Here is a 21320-nt window from a genome sequence, read left to right on the forward strand (position 1 = left end):
TCGAAAAAAGTTGCTCTGCCGCACGTTACTTTGACGCGCACTGAGCCATCCAAGCCTCTACATCATCAATCTGCTTAGGAATATCGATAGAAAGCCATTCAGGGCCATTCTCCGTCATCAAAACATCATCTTCAATGCGGATTCCAATTCCGCGCATTTCTGGCGGAAGCATAAGATCATTGGCAGCAAAGTACAAGCCAGGCTCGATTGTGAAAATCATTCCTGGAGTAATCTTCGCACCCTGATACGCCTCGTAGCGAGCTTGAGCGCAATCGTGAACATCTAGACCCAAATGGTGAGCAACACCACACGCATGCCAACGACGATGCTGCTGACCTTGCGGCGAAAGCGATTCTTCAACGCTAACCTTTAGAATACCCCACTCGTGCAAATGCTCCGCAAGCACGCGCATGCAAGCGTGGTGAATATCGCTGTAAGTTGCGCCTGGCTTAGCCGCTTCAAAACCAGCTTGCTGAGCGTCTAGAACGCATTGGTAAAGCTTCTTTTGCAAATCTGTAAACTTGCCGTTTGTTGGGAAAGTTCGCGTAATGTCTGCCGTGTAAAGGCTGTTGACTTCTACGCCTGCATCAATCAAAAGAAGATCCCCGCTAGAAACCACGCCCGTGTTGCGCATCCAATGCAAAATTGGAGCGTGCTTTCCAGAAGCAACAATCGTATCGTAGCCAACCTCGTTTCCAACTTCTCGAGCAACGGAGTTAAAAGCGCCTTCAATCATGCGCTCAGAATGCTCTTTGCCTAAAGCTTGAGGTAAACGCGTAAGCATGCGATCAAAGCCTAACTTTGTAGCAGCAACAGCTTTGCGCATTTCACCAATCTCGTAAGCATCTTTGAGCATACGAGCTTCGGCTGCTACTTCGTGCAATTTATCGTCTGCAGCAATATTTGCATCTTCGTCGCTAAATCCGCTCGCTTCTCTTAACTCATCTACACGTGCTGTTAAATCGGAGTCCGCTTCTCGCACAATTCGCACACGCACGCTTTCGGCAGAGCTATTATCGTCGCTAACATTTTTTGCGATTGCGTCGTCAAGCTCCGCAATATCACGCGTTTCAATGCCTGTCATGGCTTTCAACTCTTTGAGTCCTGCGCGAGGACCAACCCAGTATTCACCGTAGTGCGGGTCTTTGTAGAACGCATCAGTGCTATTGTCTGCGCGAGGAGCCACAAAAAGCTGCGGAACGTGAGTTTCGCCAGCCGCTTCCTCGTTACTGCCTGCTTGCACCGGCTCAAGTACAAGAACAGCGCCAGCTTCGTAATCCTGACCCAAGCCAGTGTAGTATGCGAAAGTTGTGTCTGGTCTAAAAGCGTAGTCGCAATCGTTATTGCGTACTTTTGGCTGACCTGCTGGGATAACAAGGCGCTCGCCTGGGAACCTCTTACCAAGCGCTTCTAAGCGTGCTGGCGTGTACTTTGAGGACTCAAGCGGTTCGATTTGTGGCTCCTGGTTATCCCAGCCACTAGTCATAAACTCTTTAAAGGAATCGCTGTTTGGGCGCAAAGATCGATTGTTTACGCGGTCTTGCGCTTTCTGCGTACCATCCGCGTTTAGTTGCTCACCATGTATTGTTGGCGTTGATTGATGCATATCTTCTGCCATCTTGCGACTCCTTGAATTAATCTTTAATCAACCTAATCTTTAATAAACTTAGATTCAATCTACATTTCCCTATTTTCTTATTAGGAATGTACATTGAAAATAGCCATTAACTTGCAAAATACTAAAGCGAAGCGTTGTAATGCTGCACCTTAAGCGTACGGCGAGAAGAATCAAGCTTGCCGAGCACCATACGACGCAAAGCTTGATCCGCATCCTTATGCTCATCAAGCCAGCGCTGTCCGCGCTCAACTAATTCGTCTACATCCGCATAATTTGGATACAAGCCTTCAATCAAAGTTTCCGCCATATGGAATGTGCGATTCTTCCAAATCCACTCAACTTCAGCAAAGTAGCGCTCAACATAAGGCTTAACCAAATCGCCTTTAGCTGTGCTTGCAAAGCCAACAACCACAGCACCCATTTGCATATTAGTCAAATTGAGATTACGCAAAGCCTGTTCAAAAGCCCAATCCTTAGCTTCTGCAGTTGATCGAGCCGCACGAGCTTGGTAAGCGTATTCGCGATTCTCAGTAGTATCGCGCTTTTTAAGTTCCGCGTCAATTCCAGCTTCGTCCAAAGCGTTCACGCCTGCGAGCGCAATAAGAATGCTCCAGCGCAAGTCGTTGTCGATTTCCAAGCCTTCTAAGCGCACGGAACCGTCAAGTAATCCGTTAGCTACGCGCACAAACTCAGCATCTCCAACTTCGCCGTATCCAAGATAAGCCTTGAGCAACTGGAATTGCTCGTCAGAACCTGCAGAAGCTGCCAAAGCCAACTGCCAAAGTTCGTGAGCTACATGCTTTGCGACTTCTGCTTGACGCTCAGGCACCACGTAGTGGCTTGCAGTTACCTTTACTTGACCAAGAGCATAGCGGAAAGTAGTTGATTCGCGCTCAGTTGCCAAGGCTTTAAGGCTGAGTTCCACGAAGCGTTCTGCTGGGAATTCTGCGTCGCGAGTCATATCCCACAATGCGAGCCAAATAAGCGAGCGAGTCAAAGAATCCTTGAAACGATACAAGTTTTCTGCAGCAAACTCAAGCGACTTTGCGTCAAAACGCAACTTTGTGTACGTTAAATCGTCGTCGTTCACGAGAATAAGCGCAGGCATTTTTTCGCCGCGCGCTTCCGCCACTTCCGTCACTTCGCCGTCAACATCTAGTTCGATTCGCTTTGTGCGCTTAATTTCGCCAGTTACTTCATCTACATTGTAGAATCCAACAGCCAAACGGTGTGCGCGAAGAACAGGATGCTCAGCTGGCGCGCTCTGACGCAAACGCAAGGAAGCAATAGTGCCGTCAGCTGCTTCTTCAACTTCGGTAGAAATCGTGTTAATTCCAGCTTTTTCAAGCCACTGAGCACTCCAAGCCTTAAGATCGCGTCCGCTTGTAAGCTCCAACTCGTGCAACAAATCAGCCAAAGTTGCGTTGCTGTATGCATGCTTGCTCAAGTAATTGTGGATTCCTTCAAAGAACTTTTCGCGACCAACGTACGCTACGAGTTGCTTTAATACGGAAGCTCCCTTTGCGTAAGTGATGCCGTCGAAGTTAACGGAAGTGTCGTTCAAATCGTTGATTGGAGCCACGATTGGGTGGGTTGTTGGAAGCTGATCTTGATTAAGCGCCCAGCTTTTTTCGCCAGAATTGAAAGTGCTCCAAGCGTCATGCCATTCTGTTGCTTCAGCAGTTGCAAGCGTAGAAGTGAATTCTGCAAAAGACTCGTTAAGCCACAAATCATTCCACCACTTCATAGTTACGTAATCGCCGAACCACATGTGTGCAAGCTCGTGCAAAACTGTTACAACACGACGCTCAGCATATGCGTCCGTGACCTTGGATTCAAACACGTATTGGTCGCGAATTGTAACCATACCAATGTTTTCCATAGCTCCAGCGTTATATTCTGGCACGTAAATCTGATCGTACTTTGCGTACGGGTATGGCACTCCCCAAGTCTTAGCGTAGAAAGCAAAACCTTTCTTCGTAATATCGAACAAGTAGTCAACGTCTTTTGCAAAAGCGTCTTTAAGTGCCTGACGGCAGTACATTGCCATTGGCACTACGCGACCGTCTTCGTTGTTGTAAGTCGTATGCCATTCGGCGTAAGGTCCTGCGCAAATCGCAGTTAAGTAGGAGCTCATTTTTGGAGTTGACTCAAACACCCAGCGCTTCATTCCTTCTACAGCGCCATTTTCCAAAGTGCCTGCTTCAGTTTCGCGGCCTTCCAGCGCTGTTTCGCTCTTAACTGGCATATTGGAAGTCACAATCCAGCTTTCTGGAGCATCCACGCTAAAATCAAAAACCGCCTTCAAATCTGGCTGATCAAACACAGCATAAACGCGGCGAGCATCCGGCACCTCGAACTGAGTGTACAAATACACGTTGCCATCGGAAGGGTCAACGCTTCTGTGCAAACCTTCGCCCGTGTTGGAATATTGGCAGTTTGCTACAACTTCTACGGTATTATGCTCAAGCAGATTTGCGAGCTCAATTCGACTATCTGCAAAAACCTTAGAAACATCAAGAGATGCGCCATTAAGCACAACGGATTCAACGCTGTTTGCAATCAAATCGAGGAAGCTTGTTCCACCAGCTTTAGCATCAAACTCAATCTTTGTGTGCGACTTAAAATCGCGTCCCCCTTTGCCTAAATCGAGCGCAACATCGTAGTGAATTGGCATTTGAATTGCGCTAAAACGTTCCGCCGCTTCTACGCGAGTCAGATTTGCTCCTGGCATATTTACCTTCCTTTTTATATTTCCTTTATATTTTCCTTATTCTTGATTATTTTCTGAAATATTTGCTACTACTGGCACAATCATTGGCTTCCTACGCAACGCACGCGCAATCCAACTTCCAAGCGTTCTTCGCATAATCTGCTGAAGCTTATACGTGTCTTTCTCGCCGTGCATCATGGCATCTTGAAGCTGGAAAACAATTTGAGATCGAACTTTTTCAAAATCAGACTCGTCTTCTGCAACAGCATTCAAGTAAATCTTTGGACCTGCTACAACATCTGCGCTATCTGTATTTACCACTATAAAGCTAGACACAAATCCTTCTGTGCCAAGAATTCTGCGCTTTTCCAGCTCTTCGTCTGTAAGCTCGCCAACGGAATCGCCATCAACATACACGTATCCGCATGGCACAGATCCAACAACGGCGGCGTTTCCGTGGTACAAGTCCACAACATCTCCATCTTCTGCCAAAACAACATTTTTAGGATCCACGCCTGTTTTAACAGCAATCGAACCGTTTGCCACAAGATGCCTGTGTTCGCCGTGAATTGGCATAGCGCATTTTGGCTTAACAATGTTGTACAAGTAGAGCAACTCACCCTCATTGCAATGACCAGAAACATGAATCGCAGCATTATCTTTATTGATTACGCGAGCGCCCATTTGTACAAGCTTGTTGATTACTTTGTAAACTTCATGCTCGTTTCCTGGGATTAGTGAGCTTGCAAGAATTACAGTATCAAGCTCATTAACTGTAATATCTTTGTGTATTCCGTCTGCGATTCGCCCAAGAGCTGCCATTGGTTCGCCTTGAGATCCTGTGCACATATACACAAGCTTGTCGTCTTGAATATCTTTTGCTTGCTTTAAATCTACAACAGTATTTTCTGGAATATGCAAGTAGCCGAGATCTGCCGCAATAGACATATTTCTAACCATTGAGCGCCCAACGAACACAACTTTTCGACCATACTTGTGTGCAGCGTCTACGACTTGCTGAACGCGGTGAACATGGCTAGAGAAGCTTGCGACGATTATTTTGCGAGTGGCTTCCGCAAACGCGCGATCCAAAGCTGGTCCAATAGTGGTTTCTGGCTTAACGAATCCTGGAACCTCGGCATTTGTGGAATCCGCCATTAATAAGTCAATTCCCTGTTCACCAAGCTTTCCGAATTCAACTAAATCAGTAAGCCTATGGTCTAGTGGAAGCTGATCTAGCTTTATATCTCCCGTATCAATAAGCGTTCCTGCTGGCGTTTTTACACACACTGCAAGAGCGTCTGGAATGGAGTGTGTTACGCTAATAAACTCCAAATTAAAAGGACCTATTTTTAGCTTGTCTCTGCCTTCTACATGAATCATTTTTGGGTTGATTCTGTGTTCTGCACATTTTGCTTCAACAAAAGCGAGTGTTAATTTAGATCCGATTAGAGGAATGTCTGGACGCATTTTTAGCAAATATGGCACGCCACCAATATGGTCTTCATGTCCGTGCGTAAGTACCAGAGCATCTACTTTATCTAACCTGTTTTGAATGTAGTGAAAATCTGGCAAAATCAGGTCTACGCCTGGCTGCTCTTCTTCTGGGAAAAGCACTCCGCAGTCTATAAGTAAGATATGACCGTTGTATTCTATAACGTTCATATTTCTTCCGATTTCGCCCAATCCGCCAAGCGGAACAATTCTCATTGACCCCTTGCGATATTTTGGCGGAGCGATTAACGCACCATCGCGCTGATCGTTTACCACTGGTGGAAGCGCGTTTTTAACTATTTTAGAACTTTTAGAACTTTGCGTATTTTTGATTTTTTTGCTTGCTTTCAAAGATTCGATATTGTTATCGTTAATCTTGTTATCGCTTGTTTTATTGCTTTTTTTACTTGTATTAGTTGTTTTTTCTTTTTTCACAGTTTTATTTGACTTTTTATTCGTTATTTTTGAAGGTTGGGAGGTTTTTACAGAGTCTACAATTTCTGCAAGAATCTCATCCGTCAATTGCATCGTTGTCTTACTCATCTAATCCATTGTAGCGTTACGCCTCAACGGATTAACACTTAAAAATATGAAGCAAATCGCTTTGAATTTGTCGTAAATAACCTATAAAGCTAAAGCTAAAGTCAAAATGTTAAAGCGTGTGTTGAAACGTGTGTTAAAGCGTAAACTCTAATGCTTACCGTATTTTTTCCAAATCTTGATTCCGATGCCGATTAGTACTACAACGATTGCGAAAATCATTGAACCTAAAATTGCGGAGCCTGATTGAATGTCAGCAAAGCCTGCTGCTGCGAATAAATCTGAACCAAACATTACACACCTTCTAAAATTCTTGTTTATTGTTTTGTTATAAAAACCTATTATTCCTAATTCTACAATACTTTTTTGCAAAAGATAATACTCCGAATTGCCTTCGTGCTACGCTTTGAACGCTCAGACAGGTTGTCGCGCTTAGAGCGTAGCGCGCAAGGGTAATTCTCTGTTTGCTGTTGCGAGATATGCGGATTCGTTACATTTGTATTATCGGTGAGGCATTTGTAACGTTTTTTGGCTGTGGCATATACCCCTTTTAGTATGAAAAGCGTCAGTGTTGTTTGCGTGTTACAATAATCCACCCAATTGACGCGATTGGAATTGCAACAAGCGTAGAAATCCATGGAACCATCATTCCGCCGTGCGAGCTCCACGCGTCAATCGCAAAGCCCGCGACCATTGATCCAAGAGAAGCGCCAGTTGCAGATGCCGTTGGCAGCCACGATAATCCTTCGGTAAGCGAGTGCTCAGGAATCGTGTCTTTAACAATAAGATTTCCAGTTGCAAAAATCGGAGAAACACATAGTCCGCTTAAAAGCTCAAAAATGCTTAGAAGCACAAGTCTATCTAAGTTAATGTTCATAAGAATAAAGCCAATAGTAAGAAGGCTTAAAAACACGATTAGATGAGACCAATTAGATCCGCGGAATTTGTGCGAACCAAAAATAACAGCTCCAACTAAAGATCCGCATGCAAACAGCGCAAGTTGCAAGCCGATTAATTTGTCTAATCCTTGCGCACGCATTGCTGCAGTAACAGATACGTCAAAAGCGCTAAAACTCATATTAAAAACAAGGAACATAACAACAAGTGGTATGATTCCGCGGTAAAGAAGAACGTTTTTAGGCTTCTTCTTACGATTTTTGTTTTTGAGTTGTTTAAGTGAAAGCCTGTCTATAAGCTTTGTAGTGTTGTTGCTTTTATGTGTGTTTTGTACGTTTTCGCTTTGCTCGCTTATTGCATTTTGCACGTCTTCGTCGTATTTAGGCGCGCTTTCTACTTGCACGATTTTAATAACCGCTGGCTGTGTGTTTTTAAGTGATAAGAACCACGCTCCACCTAGTCCACTTGCTAAAACCGGCACAAAAAGTTGAGATACAGGGTGAACGCTAGTGGCAAGCCATGCTGCAAGAATTGGTCCGAAAATAAACACAATCTCGTCAATTCCAGATTCAAGCGCATATGCAACGTTTAGTAACGTATCGTCGCTTTGACTTTTAAGTGTGTATGCCCAGCGCGTTCTAACAAGCGCGCCGAACGCAAATTGCGTAACTCCCATTAAGATTGCAAGCACAAAAAGTATTGGCAAGGGTACACGTATTAGCGCTGCAACAGCAAAAGATAGCATAGCTACAACTTGCGCGCTTAGAGCAAGTGTTCCAACTTTTCTTTGACCAAATCTATCAAAAAACTTTGCATATAATGGCGTTACGGCTGCTTGTGATAGCACGTATGCGGCACTCATAGTGCCTGCAATAGTCCAATTGTTGTAAATGTGGTTTAGTGCAAGAACGATTCCTAAACCCATCATCGAAATAGGCAGCCTTGCTATTGCTCCAGATATGCAAAATGCTCGCGTTCCTTCAAAAGAGAACAATCTTGCATAATTTGACATAGGCGAAGACTTTTGCTGCGCCGATTTCGATGACATATTCACTTCCCTTAAAATTTGTACGCGTTTAACGTGCTTAACATGATTGATTTTTGAGTATCTTTCTAGTCTACATTATGGCGTCAAAGTTTGCAGATTGATGTTTTGATTTTCCCGTGTTTGTTCCCTTTTTGGTCGATTGGGGAAACAAAATCGGGAAAATCGTTCGCGCATTATGCAGATCGAAATCGTCGATTCGAACGTTAATCCATAGGTATTTGATAAAATCGCATTGAAAACTTGATACCCCCCCCCGTAGAGCTGTATACTGTTTTCGTATGAAGCAAGGTTTAAAAAAGATCGCAATGGAAGCGAACAAAAATTGCGATTCTCGCACAAAATCTTGTTTAAATAGCAGAGTCTACTATTTTAATCATTAGAAAGAGGAGAGGTTAGTTATGAACGCTAAGCTTGCCGTAGCAATATCTTTAGGCGCAAGTTCTCTTGCATTATTCGGCATGGCAGGTGTTGCCAACGCTGAAACAGTTACTCCACCAAATTCTGGCACAAATCCACAACCTGTTGTACAGGCTCCACAAAGTGGTAACGCAAATCCTAGTGGCAATTCAGGTAATGAAAATCCTCAACCTGGAAGCACAAATCCTGAAAACACAAATCAAGGTGGTGCTTCTGGGCAGAATCAACCTGGCAGCACTCCTGCAGGCCAGCAAGTCGGTGGAAATAGCGAGGGAACGAAGCCAGAAGAAAAGAAAAATGAAGCTGCAGAACAAGCTATAAAGGATGCAAAGTCCAAGAGTGAAGACGCTCAAAAAGATGTAACTACAGCAGACAATGAAGTTAAGCAAGCAAACGAAAAGGCAACTGAAGCCAAGAACACTGCCGAAGAAGCTCAGAATGGTTTAAATGCTGCTAACAAGTCAAAAGATAAAGCAGATAAAGAAAAGACCGAAGCTGACAACAATTTAAACGCAGCTAACAATGAAGTTAACGCCAAAGAGAAAGTAGCTGAAGAAGCTGCAGGCGATGTAGCTGCAAAAGAAAAGACTTTAAAAGACGAGCAAGCTAAGCAGACTGCAGCTGAAGAAGCAAAGAAGAAAGCCGAGAACGAAAAAACTGCGGCTGAAGAAGAAAAGAAAGCTGCTGAAAATAATGTTACTGATAAAACCAAAGATTTAGAAAAAGCAAAAGGAACTTTAGAATCTAAGCAAGACGAGAAAAACGATTACGACAAAAAATTAAAGGAAGCACAAGAAAAGTTAGAAAACGAAAAGAAGGAACAAGCTCGTTTAGATGATATAGCTGATAGAGCCAAAACAAAACAAGAACAAGCAGATCTCGCTGTTGAAAATAACAAAAAAGAGCAGCAAGAAAAGCAAAATAAGATTGATGCTCTAAATAATCCGACTACTACCACTAACGAAGAAGTAGAAAGACTTAAGCGTGAAGCATCTGAAGCTGAACAAAAAGCTAAAGATGCTAAGGCAGATGAGGATAAGAAAGACAAAGAAGCTAAAAATAAGAAAAAAGATCTAGATAACGCTGGAAACAATCTCAACTCAGCAGAAGACGCGCTTGAAAAGAACCCAGACGCTAAGAAGTTGAGCGATACAGAAAAAGCTGTGAAAGACGCTAAGAATACTGCAGATAAAGCTGCTAAGAAAGATACTTCTAAAACTACAGCAAACTTTGCAGGATTCTTGGATTATGTGATTGAAAACTCAAATGGTGATAAAGCTCTTCTTGAAGACGCTCAGCGCGCTAAGCAGATTTTGAACGGTGAAAGAGTTGAAATCATGAAGCAAGTCCAGAACGGAGACAAAACAGAAAACGTTCTAGACCACGTTATAGAAGTTCCTATGTGGTATAAGGATCTTGTAAAGCTCGGCAAAGTTGGCGGCGCGGATTCATTGCAAAACATGAAGGAAGCTGCAACTTACTACGAGGCACTCAACAAGTTACGCCAAGAAGATAGCGCTAAAAACAGCGCAAGTACTGAAGGCAGTGCAACTTTGGGCGCTGTTAACGTGCGTCTTAGCTTGATTGCTGAGTCAATTGTAAACTCCTTCTATTCTGGCGCAAATCATGATCATGCAATAAACCACCCTGGTTATAAGAGTAGCGAAGTGATGAAAACTAACCCGTACAATGCTACAGAAAATCTTGCGTGGGGCAATTACGACGGAGACTCTAAGGATCATAAGAATCAGGAGTATGGAAATTGCTATATAACAGCAAATGGCAATACGTCTTGCTCTGTAGATGCTGAAAAATATAACGCTCTTAGCGGCTGGTATACGGTTGAAAAAGAGCGTTACGACAAGGCTGTTGAAGGAACGTTTGTAACTGGCGAAAAAGGTAGTGAAGTAACTCATAAGATTTCTGATGCTGGTAAAAAGGTTCTTAAAGAACATCGTTATGATTTGGGTCGATACATGCGGCAGAATCCAGATACTAAGTTGTTTGAGTCTGCTGATGATAATAGTAAACTCAAGGGCATTTTCTTGGAATCTGTGGGTCATTACACGAATTTTGCTAGCAAAGATATTACTGCTGGCGGATTCGCTGAAAGCGACTTAAGCTTGCAAGAAGTTACAACAACAACCACAGTAAACGGAAAGTCTACAGTTAGCAAAGAAGATGTTGTAGGAGATGTAGCTGTATGGCACGGAAGCAACGAATCTTCGATTAGCGTTGCTAAATATAAAGAGCTTCTTGCTAATTACGAGAGTAGCCTTGGTGAAAGCGCTAAGGCAGAGTTGCAAGAGAATGACGCTATAAACAAGCTGAATGCTGAAGCAAATAAAGCAAACTACGATTTGTTTGTTAAAAAGTATGAGCTTCGTAAATTGCATTATGACTTGAACATGAGCGATGCTAACAACTTAGACGCTGCAGATGCCGCTAAACCTGAAGTTGGTTTGCAAGATCAGGAAAAGAACGCACTTGATGTTCTTAAGAAGAAAGCTCAAGAACTTGTTGCGTACTATAGCCAAACTGGTGTAACGTGGGAAGCTCCGCAAGAAACCGTTAATCAACTTCTTGATCAAGCAAAATCTGAAGTGCAAAAAATCGGATCTAAAATTACTGCTATTAGTAATTCAATAATCACTGCTGACTCCAAAAAATCTGAAGTAGAAAAGCTTAAGACTGCTGTTGCAAAAGCAAATACGGAGTTTGAAAAGGCTAAAACTGATGTTCAAGAAGCAAATAAAGCTTTAACACAAGCTCAAGAAACAGCTAATAGGTTAAATACTGAAGCTACAAGTGCGCAGCAGAAGTATGAAGAAGCTGAGCAGCAGGCTCAGGCTGCAGCTCAGCAGACTAGCGAAGAGCGCAATAAGCAGATTCAAAATCTTCAAGGTGAGCTCGATCAGCTGAAAGAAAAAGCCAAAACTCTGGAGCAGACTGCTAAACAAGCTAAGACAGCTGCTGATGCAGCAAAAAATGATGCTCAACTTCAAAAGAATAAGATTGATGGAGAGTTAACTCAGGCTGTTACACAAGCTAAGCAGAAGGTTGATCAAGCACAGCAGGCTGTTCAAGATGCAATCAAAGCTAAAGATAGTGCTGTTGAAGCTCTTGAGGCAGCAAATAAGAAGGTTACTGCGTTAACTGAAAAGATATCTGGATTTGCTGCAGCAATACAAAAGCACGACAATGAGATTAAAGCTGCTAAAACAAAGGTAGCAGATGCTCAAGGCTATCTTGACACAGCAACACAAAAGCAAACTAGCGCCGAAACTGAGCTTAAGAATGCAAAACAAACAGCAAAAGAAAAAGCTGAAGCCGTTAAGACTGCTGAACAAAATGTTGAAAAAGCAATTGCTGCTATTAGTGCTGCTAAAGAATCTGTTAAGCAAGCTAAGGCTAAGGTTGCTTCTGCTCAATCTGCTCTTGCAGCTGCTAAAACTAAGGTTACACAGGCTCAAACAAAGGTTGAGTCTTATAAGACTAAATTTGCAGCAGCCGTAGCTGCTCTTCCTGAACAAGTTCGAGTGACATATCAGGCGAATTTTGCTGCTGTAACTGGTAACTTTACAACAATGCTAGCAACCCTTAACTCTTGCTCTACTACTTTGAGTTCTGCTACTAGCACGTTGCAAAAATCAGCAGAAAGCCTATCCAAGGCTGTTCCAGAACCAGCTCCAGAACCACCTGCTCCTGTGCCACCAGCTCCTGTGCCAGTACCAACACCACCTACACCACCAGTAGTACCTGCACCACCAGTGGTACCGGAACATCATAATGAAGGTGGTTCTAATACCAACACTGGCAGTGGAACACAAGAGCAAAACACTGAATCAGGCAATGCTAATCAAAATACTGGTTCAACTAGTGCAACGCAAAATAACACTAGCAGCAGTACGAGCAACAACACGAGTTCTAGCGAATCCTTCGAAAACTACTACAACCAGTATCTTGCAGGATACGCAAACAACTTGTTCGGAAATGAGCAACTCGGATTCCACGCTGCTATTCCAGCTGCACAATCGCAAAGCGCTAACGATGCAAACGCTCAAAACGCTCAAAACGCTCAAAATGCTAATGGCGTTGCAGCGAATAATGTTGCAGGCGCAGCACACGCTAACACTCTTAGCGCAAGCAGCGCTAACCGCATAGCAGCTGCTCTTGCATCTGGCGCTAAAGCTGCAGCTAAGGATCTTGCTAAGGATCTTGCTAAGGATCTTGCTAAAGCACAAGATGCTGCTAAGGATTCTGCTGCTAATAGCGAGTCCAATAATGATAATGCAAAGGATTCTGCAAAGAGCAAGTCTAAGAGCGAATCCAATAAGGATTCCAAGAGTGAATCTAGCGAATCCAAGGATGAGTCTAAGAACGCTCAAGCTTCTGGCGGCGCACAAGACGGCGCGCAAAGCGCATACAACAACACTACACTTAAGGTTGTTGCAGCTCTAGCGGCTGTTGTTGCAGGGATCGCAGCAATCGGAGGCGGCACTTACTTCGCTCGCCATCGTCGCGCATAATCAAAACTAAAAAACAAAAATAAAACCGCGGTTAACTGGTCTTATAATTGACTAGTCTTCCGCGGTTTTTGTATCTGTCATATACAAAAATCGGCTCGTATCGCTCGAACATTCTCCTTATCTGTTGTTGAAGCGAGGGCTGGGTGTTTCTTGTCTCACAACGCTCTGCCTCTTACGTGTAGTTTGTTGTTGCGGTTGTTCCGTTTTGTCTTTGATTTTGTTTTTGGGTTGAGGTTTGTTTGTAGTGGTGGCTCATTGGATTGTTTGGTATCGGCTGCCGCTCTTATATTGTTCGACCAAGAATCACCCAGCCCTCTTACATGCTAGGACTTTTGCGTATCTCGAATCTCCACCACACTTGACTCAGTCATGTAGTGCGATTGTACCTAATTTACGGCGTGTCGAACAACAAAACCCGTCACATCGTTCACACGGATTAGCCGCGCGAACGTCTTCGCTCGCGTTGAAAGCACACCGTGCTTTCAACCTTAAGCAAGCTCAGCGCTCCGAATTGCCTTCGCGCGCTACGCTTTGAGAGCTCAGGCAGGTCGTCGCGCCTGCGAGGAGAGAAATACTCAAACCTCGCGCAACAACAAATAGGAAATGTCGCGCGCTACGCTTTAAGCGCTTATGTAGGTCGTCGCGCGACGACCTACATAAGTAGCAACTAAACACTAGTCGCGATTAGCGTGCATTGCGCGCATGCGACGAGTTACAAACGCTCCTCCAATTGCAGCAATCATAGTTGCCATCAATCCAGCAGTAGCAACGTCTGCGCCCGCAGCAACGCCTGCATTCCCGCGAGAACGCATGCCCTTTATAACGCGGCTGCGAACAGCTGCACGCACTTTTGCAGCATTGTCTTGAGCATCCGCAAGTGCCTTACGAGCATCCGCAAGCTTAACAGCAGCAGCGTCAACTTGCGCTTGCGTTGCATGCGGATCTGCAGCAACGCGCTTAGCTTGTGCCAAAGCTTCGTCTAGCGTAGCAGCAGCCTGCTTAACAGCAGCATCCGCTTGCTTTACTTCTGGAGCGTTTTCTACAGCGTTATTTACAGCCTTGTTGTCGACACCTGCATTGGCTGCGCCCGCAGTGCCAGTGCCCATTCCTGAGCCTGAAGATGTACCTGCACCACCCTGGGCGCCTGTAGCTGAGCCAGCGTTTGCGTTACCAGCGTTACCAGCTCCAGCATTGCCAGGCTTAGAATCAGTTTCAGCACTATCAATCTGAATGTTCAACTCGCCCTTATCTACAATGGTAGGCGCATTATCGTTCACACCATAACCTGCTTCAGAACCAGAACCAGCATTACCAGAACCAGGATTATCAGTTCCGGCACCAGGAGTTGGAAGCGGACTTGGGGTCGGGGTCGGGGTCGGAGTTGGATTTGGATTTGGAGTTGGCTCTATTGGTTTCGTGCCATCAAGAGCTTTAGCAGCGTCTTGCAACTTCTTCAAAGCCGCATCCAAAGCCTTCTGCTTAGCTTCCTTTGTGCTAAGATCTGGCTGTTGAGTACCTTGACCAGGTTGTGCTTGCTGATCGGCAGCGCCAGTCAGCTTCTTGATTAATTCATTAGCTTCGCTCAAAGCTGTATCGAACGCAGTCTTCTTATCCTTAATAGAATACGTATACTTATCTGAGTTCTTAACCTTGTTGTCCTTATCAATCTCATCTTGCAAAGGCTTGGTGTTAACACCATCCAAAGCAAGGCGAGCCTTAATAAGCTTGTCTAGAGCTTCGTCAACAGCCTTCTGCTTTTGAGCTTCTTGATCAGGAGTAAGCGGAGTGGAAGTAGGCTTCTTAGCATCCTCATTATCACTGTTTGCTGTTTGCAAAGCAGCTTCTGCATCCTTCAGAGCCTTGTCAAACGCTTCCTTCTTTTCTTTAGACGAAGTGTTGTAAACAGAATCGCCTGGAGTCTTAGGATCAGTTTCGCTTGGCTTCAAGTTCTTGTCGGAGTCAATCTCCGCAGCAAGAGCATCGGTCTTAACGCCTGCACCCTTAACTGTGTTGTCAAGATCCTGCATTGCCTTAAGAAGATCCTTGTACAGCTCATTAACCTGATCCGCATCCTTAGGATCGCCCTTAGCTTTGTCAAGCACGGCACCAGCTGCAGTAGAAGCATTATCAAATGCAGTCTTCTTTGCAGAATCACCGTTCTTGTACTTTTCGCCCTTAGCAAACTTATCCGCAATAACCTTCAACTCTTCAAGACGAGCCATAGCATTATCGGTGTTTGCAGCATTTGCGAGCGCATCGTCAATGTCGTCAACACCAGTATCTTTGCCATTATCGTCCTTGTGATTACCAGCATCAGTGCCATTGATGATCGCCTTGAAAGCATCCTTTTGAGCCTTGTTTAAATGCTTAAATTCATCAATCTTCTTTAGAGCATCCGCAATCTTCTTTGCTTTCAGCGCGCGATCAGCAATACCCGTTGGGTCGCCAAGCTTTTTTGCATTGTTGATATCATCAATAGCCTTCTTCTTTTCAGCATCGGGAAGATCACTATCTTGAATACGCTTCTTCTGAGCTTCCTTTTCCTTAGTTAGAGCATCAGCGTTATCGTTGGTATTACCAGAAGTATCGCGCTTGCCCTTAGCATCTTCGATTGCTTTATTTGCATCGTTGATGGTTTCATCTTTCACGCTTTCAACAGCAGTCTTGATGTCAGAAGGCTTTGTTGCTTGGTTAACAGCAGATTCAGCATTATTAATTGCTTGAATAGCAGCATCGTACTTTTCTTTAGCTGATTTCTTTTGATCTTCAGTCAAAGAATTGTATGCTGCATCAAGTTCTGCTTTCTTAGCATCAAGCTTCGCAATACCAGCATTCTTTGCATTCTGCTCATTAATTGCGTTCTGGCGCTTGGCTGCTTTAAGAGCCTTATTGATGCTTTCTGCAGTAGCGTCTTTTGCAGTCAAAGCATTTTCCAAATCGGTAAGCGTGCTATCCTTCTTAGCTGGATCAGAACCGATTAACTCCTTAAGAGCCTTATCATCGTTGTCGCTTTCTCCCTTGCCGTGGCTTAAGAATGGTAACTCATCCTTAATAGCTTTGCGAGCAGCATTTCGAGCTTGAGCTTCGTTAACAATCTGCTGAACTTCTTCAGGAGTCTTAGCACCAGGCTTGGTAGTATCTCCACTCTTTCCATTCAGATTTTCCTTGAGCTTATCCTTTTCATCTTTAGTTAAATCACTAAGACCATCAATAGTGTCGTTAGCACTCTTCTTATCCTTAGTGGTTTGCTCTTCTTGCTTCTTTTCGCGCTCCTTCTTATCCTTTTCTTTTTGCTCTTTTTCCTTCTCCTGCTTGGCGTTACTACCACCCTTGTTGTCGGTTATAGTTTGCTTCTTTGACGGATCGTTTTGGTTCGCTTTACCCTGTTGAGCAGCTTTATCTAGAATTTCTTTAATCTTGTCGACAGTGGTTGCTTGCTCAATCTGCTTCTTATAATCTTCTTTTTGGTCTTTCGTTAAATTAGGATTACGGTCGATTTGCTGCTCAGCGTCCTTTTTCATCTGCGCAAGTGCATCAGGCGTTGGTGCAGGGGTTTCCGCCTTTTTCTTGTATTTTACAGAAACAGTAAACAGCTGTTTCTTATTTTTGTCAGTGAAAATAAGCGTATTAAAATCACTGTTTGCGTATGTAATCGATGAAATACCTGTCGCGTTAGTATCGGATGCAAGCTCCATTAAGGCAGTATCTGTTTTTGGCGTGAGACCCGTAGGAACGGTATACGGCGCCTTATCTCCTGCTAGTGAACCCGTACCATCGTAATTGGCTTTTAAGAATGCTTCCGCAGCTTTCTTGAAATCAGCTTCAGACAGATTTTCTGGGTCGGCAACTTCAACTTCTGCAATAGCGTGATATTTACGCTCAGCTTTCTTGGCATCGGTGAGCTTGCGAATAAGATCGCGCAAGTCTTTCTCAGCCTTTTGACCTTTCGCCATTTCATCGATCTTGGCATCATTCAGTTGATCAGGGTCCTCGATGCCAGCGCGCTTCAAATCTTCGTTAGAAAGCTTATCTTTATTTTTACGCTTATCTAGCAGATCCTTAGCTTGCTGCTTTAGATTGTCAATCGTATTGTCTTTTTGCTGCTGAGTATTTCCCTTTTTAACATACAAATCGCTGGGTTTGATGGTAAACAGAGTTCCTTCCATAGCAGAATCCCAATCGCCACCATCATCATTGTCAGCCCAAGGGTGACCATTAACTTTGATAGCGTAGCCGTTAGTGGTATCAATATCAAACGAAGTCACTGGGCCATCATTAGGTTTTTTAGCGTCATACGCACCCATATTGCGAGTACCAGTTTTTGGAGTCCAGGTCGCTTTAGCAGTAACGCTGTCAACAACAGAAGCTAAATCACTATCAGATACGTTATCGTAATTGTCTTTTACAAATTGCTTTAGTGCTTTCACAGCATCTTGAGCAGTTGGTGTATCACCATTAATCTGAGTCTTTGTAACCTTATACTTAAAGGTATCGTGCTCATTTTGACCATTTTCCGTCTTCGTTTCCGTAGAAGGAGTCTGAGGCGTTTGATTATTAGCTTTTTGCTTAAGGAATACGCTCATTGGATAGGTAGCGTCTTTGTATTTGTCAGCGTGGAATACTACTACGCCCTTGCCGTCTACTATCTTAAATTCAACAGCTTTGATTGTGACAGATGTATTGTTGTCCTTTGCATCTTTTGCCGCGCACTTTTTCAATACGCCTTCAATTGCTGTAAGAGCCTGTTTATTCTTATTATCTGTTAAGTCGGATTCCTTTGCATTAAACGGATCGAAATCAACACTTGATTGGTTTTGAGGCGCTTCAACAATGAACTCTTTTTCGGCAGCAGGAGTTGGAGCAGGCGGCTGAGGCTCTGGAGATGGCGTAGTCTTTGGCTTCTGCTTTAGGAATTGCCACGCGGCGATAGTAGTCTTAGAACCATCCTTCCACGTGATTGTTGCGTCGCCAGTGGTCTTATCAATCGACACAGGCGTATTACCACTATTGTTGGTCTTTGCCTCGTCATACGGCGCTATGCCAGTGTTGGCTGTATCAAAAGCATTGACAATCTTGGTTATCTCTTCTTGAGAAATCTGCTGAAGGTTGTCAACCTCAATCGCATCTGGCACAACATACGGCGCCCAGTCGGAGATTTTTGGCCCCTGGAACACCAAATCTGTAGAAGGAATAGTAAGTTTTGAATCATCCTCGTACGTAACTTCTACGGAACCATCTTCATTAACTTTGAAGTCATACTGACTATTAGTTTGCTTCACATGCTTCAAGAAATCGTTTGGAGTTCCCTTACCATTAGCATCAATAATCGCTTGACGAATTTTAGTTTTTTCATCAGGCGTGAGCTTCTTCAAATTCACTACAGGCGTGCGCTCAGGCAAAGTTGGCTTATACTTATCGCTATCGGACTCGTCTTTAGAAACAAGCAAGCTAGCTGGCATAATGCGCTTAGTGTTGTCTTTAAATGTGATAGTTGCAGAGCCGTCATTATTTATAACAATGCCGTCTTGACCGTCTTTAACTAATTCATCAAACAGAGTTTGAGAACCAGCTTTTCCGCGATTAGCATTTTCTATTGCTTCTTGAACCTTACCCTTTTCATCAGTGCTAAGCGCATCAAGCTTCTTAACCTTCGTAACCTCTGGATAGTTAAGCTTCAAATGGTCCGCAATCTTTGGCGTATTGTGCTTTTGACCAACAGCATAGTGCCAGTTACCAGCAAAACGATACACGCCAGCAGCAAAACGAAGCGGATTCTCATCGCGCTTCTGCCAAGCATCATCCGTCATCTCGCCAACATAAGTCATATCGTAGAATCGCTGCCCTGCAGACTCCCAGTCTACAAAAATGCCTTGCAAGCCAGCGGTTTGCTCTTGGTAAACACTCCACTGGCTCTCCGTATTTCCAGCGTTATCGTAACTTCCCCCATTAAGACCAAGCAGCTGCTTCCATCCCTTACTTGCAAGCACATTTTGCTCATCAAAGTAGAAGTTGGAGATGCTTTTCCACTGCTTTGGAGTAGGATATGTTTTCTTAGACACAACGCCGTAGCCGTTTGTATCTGTAAACGTAAACTGCGAAGAGCCAGTTGGCACAAACGGCTGATTTCCGCGCTGATTTGTTAGTTTTTCAACGCGCGTATACGTAATATTTTGAACGTTCTTCAAGCCTTTTGGAACGCCATACCACCACATTGGGCGGAATCGCCAATCGTCAGCTGCGCCGTCTTTTTTGGCACAATTAGAAAGATAATGAACGCGAACAAACTTTCCAAGCGGGTCTTTACCTTCATCCTTGCCCGCCTGAGCATGCTCAAGAGTATCGTAATAATCCACTTCTATGTGGAAACGAGCTTCTGTATAACTTGCGTCTGTTTTATAACCGTAATAAATGTTGTTGCCAGTGCCGTCTACATAACCGTCAGCATAGGCAGGTGAGGAAACGAATACCCCCCCCCCAAGCACCATTGCGCCAGTCAACATTGCAGCGCAAACGCTCTTTGAAAGAACTGGCTGAGAATCAGCCCCAACACCAGAATTAACGCCAGAATAGTGCTTAACTACACGAATCTTCTTAGACATACTCTTACTCCATTATCTTACTCTTTGGATTAATGCGCCAACCAGACCGCAAAATCCACATAACTATGCAAGTCATATTTTACTAATTGTTTTATACAATTTAAGATTAATTCGTATGATGAATTTTATATGATTAACGCGCACAACACACAAAAATCTCGGTGATGAAAATCACGCAATTGTTCAAGCATGTAAGAGGGCTGGGTGATTCTTGGTCGAACAATATAAGAGCGGCAGCCGATACCAAATAATCCAAATGATCAACCACTACAAACAAACTTCAACCAAAAAACAAAATCAAAGCCAAAACGGAACAACCGCAACACAAGATAACACGTAAGAGGCAGAGCGTTGTGCGAATCGACGACTTCGAGCTGCATAATGCGCGAGAAGTCACTTCGATTCGCTGAGCTTGCTCAAAGTTGAAAGCACAGTGTGCTTTCAACGCAAGCGAAGGCGCGAGCGCGCTTAGACCGCGCGAACGTAGAAACACACAGCCCTCGCGCAACAGTAAACAGAGAATGTCGTTCGCGCAGATTAGCTGCGCTCACGTCTTCGTCGCGTGTAAAGTCCAGTGGACTTTACACTTAAGCGGCTCAGCGCTATATTCCTCACGGCTATTAGTAGCCGTTCGGCTGATTTGGCACATAAAGTCCACTGGACTTTATGTGCCAAATCACGCTTTGAAGGAGCTTGAAATGCGTTATGCAATTTCAAGCTCAGTCAAAGCGCTTGGTGCGGTTTACAAACGGCTCGCCCGAATATATGTACAAGTCCTCAACAAGATCTTTTACGCGGTTCGCATACTTCTCATGATCCTTTTTAGCCCACGTAGCATCTCGCCTAAGCCCGTGATAATCGTAGAAACTAACATCGCAAGCCGTATCTGTGTGCAAAAAGTAGCGATTCACTCCGCGGCTGCGCAAATGTTGCATTGTGCGCTTCCACAATCCGCCACCGACTCCGTGCCCGCGAGCGTCTGGAGAAACAATAAAAAGCTCCAACTCTGCCTGAGTCAAGTCGTTAATATGGCTCATCGCCTCTAACTTGCGCTCAATCTGGCCCATGCCAATCGCAGAATCCAACGCTTTTGCGTGCGAAGAATCGCCTTTGCTAGACATCTTTGCTTCTTGCTCTTCTAGCATCTTCTTAACTTGCTTAAACAGCACTTTATCTCCATACACGCGCGCAAGCAAAAGTCCCATAAATTTGCCGTTTATCGTTGCAACAGTTCCAAACGTGGATGGCTCTAAATAGTGCAGCACGAATCGCCTAGAAAGATTGCGCGAAGCGTCTGCTCCAACAGCATTCGCAATCCCCCATGTGCGCTCGTATTCTTCTACGATTGCGTCAATGTCGTTAATTTTAACTGGACGAAACTCAACCGTCATTTTGTCCTTCTTTTACTTTTACTAATTTTACTTTTACTAACTTAAATCGGCTTATATTCTACTTTTAGATTATC

General features: G+C 44.1%; 8 protein-coding genes. 1 reads left to right on the top strand and 7 read right to left on the bottom strand.

All coding sequences use genetic code 11. From position 1 onward, the window contains the following. Nucleotides 1-25: 25 nt before the first annotated feature. From HXT25_RS01545 to HXT25_RS01565, 5 genes are all read right to left on the bottom strand, one after another. The gene (locus HXT25_RS01545) at nucleotides 26-1606 is read right to left on the bottom strand and encodes an aminopeptidase P family protein (RefSeq protein ID WP_413428960.1); all 1581 of its coding nucleotides are present in this window, start codon (nucleotides 1604-1606) and stop codon (nucleotides 26-28) included. Nucleotides 1607-1739: 133 nt separating this feature from the next. Further along, nucleotides 1740-4352, bottom strand: coding sequence for an aminopeptidase N (gene pepN, locus HXT25_RS01550; protein WP_422118608.1), 2613 nt, complete (start codon nucleotides 4350-4352; stop codon nucleotides 1740-1742). A gap of 36 nt (nucleotides 4353-4388) precedes the next feature. Continuing rightward, nucleotides 4389-6368 (bottom strand): ribonuclease J, encoded by a 1980-nt coding sequence (locus HXT25_RS01555; protein WP_004114505.1) that lies wholly within the window; start codon nucleotides 6366-6368, stop codon nucleotides 4389-4391. 147 nt (nucleotides 6369-6515) lie between these two features. Next, entirely contained in the window at nucleotides 6516-6659 is a 144-nt protein-coding gene (locus tag HXT25_RS01560) for a hypothetical protein (RefSeq protein ID WP_004113042.1), read from the bottom strand. Between the two features lie 271 nt (nucleotides 6660-6930). Further along, a complete protein-coding gene (locus tag HXT25_RS01565; protein WP_004113044.1) occupies nucleotides 6931-8310 on the bottom strand; it encodes an MFS transporter in 1380 nt (459 codons plus the stop codon). A 398-nt stretch (nucleotides 8311-8708) separates the two neighbouring features. Here HXT25_RS01565 and HXT25_RS01570 point away from each other — a divergent pair, with 398 nt between their 5' ends. Then, nucleotides 8709-13256 (top strand): hypothetical protein, encoded by a 4548-nt coding sequence (locus tag HXT25_RS01570; RefSeq protein WP_422118609.1) that lies wholly within the window; start codon nucleotides 8709-8711, stop codon nucleotides 13254-13256. Nucleotides 13257-13930: 674 nt separating this feature from the next. Here HXT25_RS01570 and HXT25_RS01575 read toward each other — a convergent pair. Together HXT25_RS01575 and HXT25_RS01580 are read right to left on the bottom strand one after the other, a co-directional pair. Further along, complete coding sequence (locus HXT25_RS01575; RefSeq protein WP_422118610.1) at nucleotides 13931-19855, bottom strand: GA module; 5925 nt, start codon at nucleotides 19853-19855, stop codon at nucleotides 13931-13933. Nucleotides 19856-20574: 719 nt separating this feature from the next. Beyond that, on the bottom strand, nucleotides 20575-21246 hold the full coding sequence (locus HXT25_RS01580) for a GNAT family N-acetyltransferase (protein ID WP_004573806.1): 672 nt from the start codon (nucleotides 21244-21246) through the stop codon (nucleotides 20575-20577). Nucleotides 21247-21320 lie beyond the last annotated feature (74 nt).

The organism is Gardnerella sp. DNF00476 (genome assembly GCF_049262735.1).
GTDB classification, from domain to species: domain Bacteria; phylum Actinomycetota; class Actinomycetes; order Actinomycetales; family Bifidobacteriaceae; genus Bifidobacterium; species Bifidobacterium vaginale.